Below are 1670 nucleotides of genomic sequence, written 5' to 3'. Positions count from 1 at the left end.
TGAACTGCTCCCCGTCAAGTAGACAGGCGAAATAATAAAAATCTTTTAAACGGCTTGAGCTCTGAATTCCAGCGGACTCAAGCCGTTTAGTCGTTCTTGATATCGTTCTTCGTTATAGAATCGAATGTATTGCTGAATCGCATGACAGAGTTCGTCGAACTCTTCAAACTTATGTAGATAATAACTCTCACACTTCAGTGCGCCCCAGAACGATTCCATCGGACCATTATCGATGCATTTACCGACACGAGACATACTTTGTGTAATGCCTGCTGCTTTCGTCATTCGACGGAAAGCATGCGACGTATATTGAAACCCACGATCGCTATGTAGAAGTGGTTGGCTTTCTGGTGCGCCCTGAAGGGCGCGTTCAAACGTATCGAACACGAGTTGATTGTTATTCGAATGACCGATGACAAACGAACGAATGGATCCGTCGTACAGGTCTAGAATGGCACTTAGATACGCCTTGTGGGATGCGCCATACTTCAGTTCCGTGACATCCGTTACCCATTTCTGATTCGGTCCCGCCGCATGGAAATCACGATTCAGGATATTCTCTGTCGTCTGTTGAGGAAGGTGGCGCATATATTTGGGACGCTTTCGACGGATGACACAGTAGATTCGGGCAAAGCCCATCAAGCGACGGATTCGCTTCGAGTTGACGTTTCTGCCAAAGCGACGTTTCAGGTTCAGTGTCATTCGGCGGTATCCGTAAATTCCGTTCACCGAATGGTGAATCTGGCACATCTCTTCGATGATCCGTGTGTTCTCGGTCTCCCGTACCGTCGGTACACGATGTAACCATTTATAGTAAGCTGCACGCGAGATACCCGCAAGGTCACATAAGGCTACGATGGGATAACAGAATTTCGCTGCGAATGACTGGATCGCCTCGTATTTATCTCGATTACGAACTTGGCTTAACGTGACCTCCTCTCGATCTCCTCTAACTTTTTTAGGAAAGCGTTCTCCATTCGCAGACGCTCATTTTCTTTCTCGAGTTGTTTCATTTCAATCATGAAACGTTCTCCAGCGGTCAATTCTTCCTCCGCTTTCCGACGTCCCCGGCGGTCCAACAGTGCGTCTATCCCGTCTTTCTCGAACTTCCTTACCCAGCTGTAGATTTGTTGATACGAGACCCGATGGGTCTTCATGGTGTGTTGATAGTCTTTCCGGTTCTGTATGCAGTCCATAACTGCCTCGACGCGCTCTTCGAATGTTGTCTTTCTTGCTTTGGTCATAGTGAATCGCTCCTTCAACGGTTTCCCTTGAGTACTATGACCAGTATACTGGCTAATCCATCTTTGAAGCACGCTCTTACTCGAGATGCCGAATCTTAGCGTGGCACTCCTGAGTGATTCCTCAAGGTCTAGCACTGCGCGTACGGCTTGTGTTTTCAGTTCTTCTGAATAGCGTGTCCATCCCGTTCTATTACTTAGAGCTAAGGCACCACCGTGACGGTATCGTCTTCGCCAAGTATTCAACGTATCGAGTGAAAGCTCGAAGAGCGACGCAATCTCCTTTAACGTATATGTTCCGTTATCGTACATCTGTATGATGTGTATTTTTTCATCAAACAAAAATTTAGATGTGGCCATAGAAAAAGCTCCCTTCAAAAGTAGACTGTTTTGTTATTTCAACTGTCTACTTTTGTGGGAGCATATCAC

At 46.5% G+C, this 1670-nt stretch carries 1 protein-coding gene; it reads right to left on the bottom strand.

The annotated features are described in order from the left end of the window. Nucleotides 1-45: 45 nt before the first annotated feature. Nucleotides 46-1601 (bottom strand): IS3 family transposase gene (locus tag KNQ07_RS15915; protein ID WP_251139591.1). Its coding sequence is split into 2 segments (ribosomal slippage): nt 46-962 and nt 962-1601, totalling 1557 coding nucleotides; the frame shifts between segments, so codons are not numbered across the junction. Between the last annotated feature and the right edge of the window lie 69 nt (nt 1602-1670).

The sequence above is a fragment of the Exiguobacterium sp. s145 genome, from assembly GCF_018618835.1.
Taxonomy (GTDB): Bacteria; Bacillota; Bacilli; order Exiguobacteriales; family Exiguobacteriaceae; genus Exiguobacterium_A; species Exiguobacterium_A artemiae.
The sequence above is the reverse complement of the archived record's forward strand: the minus strand, read 5'-3'. Positions and strand labels throughout refer to the sequence as shown.